The sequence below is a fragment of the Ruegeria sp. P8 genome (assembly GCF_056534665.1).
Map to the genome: position 1 here is coordinate 1 of NZ_JBQERC010000044.1, position 4,315 is coordinate 4,315.

The 4,315-nt window shown below is 56.9% G+C and carries 3 protein-coding genes; all 3 read left to right on the top strand.

From position 1 onward, the window contains the following. The first annotated feature begins 17 nt into the window (after positions 1-17). Positions 18-1,037 (top strand): putative 2-aminoethylphosphonate ABC transporter substrate-binding protein, encoded by a 1,020-nt coding sequence (locus ACR0BZ_RS19665; RefSeq protein WP_480484969.1) that lies wholly within the window; start codon positions 18-20, stop codon positions 1,035-1,037. Positions 1,038-1,169: 132 nt separating this feature from the next. After that, positions 1,170-2,285 carry a putative 2-aminoethylphosphonate ABC transporter ATP-binding protein gene (locus ACR0BZ_RS19670; protein WP_267365559.1) on the top strand — a complete coding sequence of 372 codons (1,116 nt, stop codon included), beginning with the start codon at positions 1,170-1,172 and terminating at the stop codon, positions 2,283-2,285. Continuing rightward, the gene (locus ACR0BZ_RS19675) at positions 2,282-4,303 is read left to right on the top strand and encodes a putative 2-aminoethylphosphonate ABC transporter permease subunit (RefSeq protein ID WP_480484610.1); all 2,022 of its coding nucleotides are present in this window, start codon (positions 2,282-2,284) and stop codon (positions 4,301-4,303) included. Before ACR0BZ_RS19670 ends, ACR0BZ_RS19675 begins: the two co-directional genes overlap by 4 nt. Positions 4,304-4,315 lie beyond the last annotated feature (12 nt).

A 4,315-nucleotide genomic window follows, 5' to 3' on the forward strand; every position in this document is an offset into this window, starting at 1 on the left:
ACCAACAGAGGAAAACCATGAAACGGACGACATCATTTTATTCGGCATTGGCGGTCGGTTTACTGACTGCGACGGTTGCGGCATCGGAGACGGAACTGACAGTTTACACCGCTGTCGAGGCGGAGGATCTGGCGAGGTATGCGGAGACGTTCAACCAGAGTAACCCTGATATCAAGATCAACTGGGTTCGGGATTCGACGGGGATCATCACCGCGAAGTTGCTGGCTGAGCGTGACAACCCACAGGCGGATGTGGTCTGGGGGTTGGCTGCGACCTCTCTGCTGCTGTTGAAATCCGAAGGGATGCTGGAGCCTTATGCCCCGGTTGGCGTAGACAAGCTGGATGCGAAATTCGTCGATGGTGACAACCCGCCTGCCTGGGTTGGCATGGACGCCTGGGTTGCCTCGGTTTGCTACAACACGGTTGAGGCGGAAAAGGCCGGGCTGAAGCCGCCCACTTCGTGGAAGGACCTGACTGATCCGATGTACAAGGATCAGGTGATCATGCCGAACCCGAATTCGTCTGGCACGGGGTTCCTTGATGTGTCCAGCTGGCTTCAAATGTTTGGCGAAGAAGGTGGCTGGGAATACATGGATGCGCTGCACGAGAATATTGCGCGCTACACCCATTCCGGCTCGAAGCCTTGCAAACTGGCGGCGGCGGGCGAGATCCCGATTGGTATCTCTTTTGCGTTCCGTGGGGCGAAGTCCAAAGCTGATGGCGCACCGCTGGAAATCATTGTGCCTTCGGAAGGCGTCGGCTGGGACATGGAAGCAACCGCGATTGTGGCCGGTACCGCAAATCTGGAAGCCGCGCAGAAGCTGGTGGACTTCACCGTCACCAAAGAGGCCAACGAGATGTACAATACCGGCTATGCGGTCGTGGCGTATCCCGGCGTTGCAAAACCGGTTGAACACTTCCCAGAAGGTCTTCTGGATGCGATGATCAACAATGATTTCGAGTATGCCGCCAACAATCGCGCGGCAATCCTGAAGGAATGGCAGTCTCGCTATGACGGAAAGTCTGAAGCGAAATAATTCCATTGGCAGGAGGGGCTTTTGTGCCTCTCCTGCCCGCCACTCTCTTGTTCCCACCAACACAACCAACTCACCCGGCGCGCACCGGCCAGGATCGGTCGTGCCCGAGGTGCAGATGTGAGGACCTCTCCCGTGCTTCAGAAAACACCACCCGGTGAACTGTATCTCAGCATCCAGAATTTGTGGAAAGCGTTCGGCAGCTTTCTGGCACTCAAGGACATCTCTCTTGAAATCAAAGAAGGTGAATTCATTTGTTTCCTTGGCCCGTCCGGCTGCGGCAAGACCACCTTGTTGCGGGCGATTGCCGGGCTGGATCTGCAGACCAAGGGTACGGTTATGCAGGATGGCAAGGACGTCTCCAACCTGCCCCCGTCCGAGCGCGATTTCGGGATTGTGTTTCAGTCCTATGCGCTGTTCCCGAACCTGACGATCGAAAAGAACATCGCATTTGGCCTTGAAAACACGGGCCGCAGCAAGTCGGATATCGCAGTTCGGGTGAGCGAGCTGTTGAACCTTGTTGGTCTGCCGGATCAGGGCAGGAAATACCCGGCACAATTGTCCGGTGGCCAGCAGCAGAGGATTGCGCTGGCCCGCGCCATTGCAACCAATCCCGGTTTGCTGCTGCTGGACGAACCCCTGTCGGCGCTGGACGCCAAGGTGCGCGTTCACCTGCGGCATGAGATCAAGGAATTGCAGCGCAAGCTGGGTGTGACCACCGTGATGGTGACGCACGATCAGGAAGAAGCGCTGGCCATGGCCGACCGCATCGTGGTGATGAACCACGGGGTGATTGAACAAGTTGGATCGCCCACGGAGATCTACCGCGAACCGGCCAACCTGTTCGTGGCCGACTTTATCGGTGAAATGAACCAGATCCGATCTCAGGTCACCAAAGGCGGGCGGTTGAGCGTCGGGGAAAAGACCTTTGCCTGCCTCAGCCACACGTTCAATGATGGCACCCCGGTCATCGCAGCCATTCGTCCCGAAGACATCATCCCTCATGAAGCTGGTTATCTTGACACGGGCGGCAATCGGAACTGCATCGAGGTCACGCTTGATGAAATGGAGTTTCTGGGCTCGTTCTGGCGTTGCCGCCTGAACAACGAGCGGTTCGGATCTTCTGAACTGATCGCGGATTTTTCGATCAACGCCGTGCGTCGTCTTGAGCTGGAAGAGGGGTGCAGCATGGTGATCGAGCTTCCCGAGAACCGCCTGATGGCGTTTGACCTTCCGGAGGCTGCGGCATGAGCACGATGTCGACCAATCACGACACATTGCCTGTCGGGCCGGATATCAGGCCCAGGCTCAGCCGCGATGACATCCTGATGCGCGGAAGCATGATGGTGATCGCGCTCTATCTGATCGTGACACTGGCGCTGCCGCTTTACACGATGCTTTCCAAGTCCTTCTCGACCTACCGGGTCGAGCTGTCCCAGTATGAGTTTCAGGTCAGTGATGAAGCGGGTGTGTTTGACGGAACGATCCTGACGGCTGACGAACTGAACAGGCAATTGGGGGTGTATTCCGACACCGATCTGACAACCGGCTCGGACGGGCGTTTGCCGGTGACCGGGTTTTTTCCGGATTTCAGCTTTCGCAGCCCGGTCATGTACCAGATGCGGAACACGACGGAGGCCGGGCGCTTTCTGGTCGGGTCGACTTTGAACGAAGGCACCGATTGGGTCGAGCTTGATTCCAACACGTTCCGCCGGGTGCAGATGCGGCCGGTTCAAGCGCGGGGTCTGGGCAACTTCATCAACTACTTCTCAACCCCGGCCCTGTTCAACTCGATCAAGAATTCCCTTTGGATTTCGGTTGTCAGCACAATCGTTACGGTGACGCTGGCGTTCTGGTTTGCCTATGCGCTGAACCGAAGCTGCATGCGGTTCAAGGGGGTCTTTCGCCTGATCGCGATGGCGCCGATTCTGGTTCCCTCGCTGCTGCCGGGCATCGCGCTGGTCTACCTGTTCGGCAATCAGGGGATGATCAAGGAGTTGCTGTTCGGAGCCAGTATCTACGGCCCCATAGGCATCGTGATCGGATCGGTCTTCTTTACCTTTCCACACGCGTTCCTGATCATATCGACCGCGCTCGCGATATCGGATGCGCGGTTGTACGAGGCCGCTGTCAGCTTGCGTTCTACCCCCTGGCGGACATTCTGGACCGTCACTATACCAGGCGCGCGCTACGGCCTGATTTCAGCAGCCTTTGTCGTGTTCAATCTGGTGATCACCGATTTTGGCCTGCCAAAGGTGATCGGCGGCCAGTTCAACGTGCTTGCCGTGGATATCTACAAACAGGTGATCGGCCAGCAGAACTTTGAGATGGGCGCCGTGGTCTCGGTGGTTCTGGTCATCCCCGCAATTCTGGCTTTTGCCATCGACCGGATGGTTCAGTCCAAGCAGGTGGCGCTGCTGTCTGCGCGCTCGGTTCCATATCAGGCAACACCAAACCCAAAGACTGATCGCATATTCCTGATCTACTGCAGTTTGATCGGCCTGTTCATTGTTGGTCTTCTGGCCGTGTGTCAGTTTGCGGCGTTGATCAAGTTCTGGCCCTACGATCTGAGCCTGAGCCTCAAGAATTACCAGTTCGACAAGATGGATGGCGGCGGCTGGGGATCGTATTTCAACTCGATCAAACTGGCTTTCCTGACGGCGGTGATCGGCACGACGGTTGTCTTCTTCGGGGCGTATCTGGTGGAAAAATCGAACGGCTTCAAAACCGGACGGTCGATCTTTCAGATGTTCGCCATGCTGCCGATGGCCATTCCGGGCATGGTTCTGGGACTGTCGTATATCTTCTTCTTCAACAACCCGTCCAATCCGTTCAATGCGATCTACGGCACCATGGCGATCCTGGTGGTTTGCACGGTGACGCATTTCTATACCGTATCGCACCTGACGGCGGTCACCGCTCTCAAGCAGATGGATAAAGAGTTCGAGTCGGTGTCGGCCTCTCTCAAACAGCCGACAATGAAGCTGTTTGCCCGCGTGACGGTGCCGGTCTGCCTGCCTGCGGTGCTGGACATCTCGATCTATCTGTTCGTCAACGCGATGACGACCGTGTCGGCGGTTGTGTTCCTCTACTCACCCAAAACCACACTCGCGTCCATCGCGGTGCTGAACATGGATGATGCCGGGGATATCGCACCCGCAGCCGCAATGGGCATGATGATCTTCTACACCAACGCAGCCGCCCGGATCTTTCATCTGATGGCATCAAAAGGCATCCTGGCCCGCACACAGGCCTGGCGCAGCAGGTAATCCACACAAAAA

Bases quoted from the DNA above. Each gene is read 5' to 3' on its own strand.
- ACR0BZ_RS19675 (WP_480484610.1), top strand. From the start codon at position 2,282: ATGAGCACGATGTCGACCAATCACGACACATTGCCTGTCGGGCCGGAT.
- ACR0BZ_RS19665 (WP_480484969.1), top strand. From the start codon at position 18: ATGAAACGGACGACATCATTTTATTCGGCATTGGCGGTCGGTTTACTG.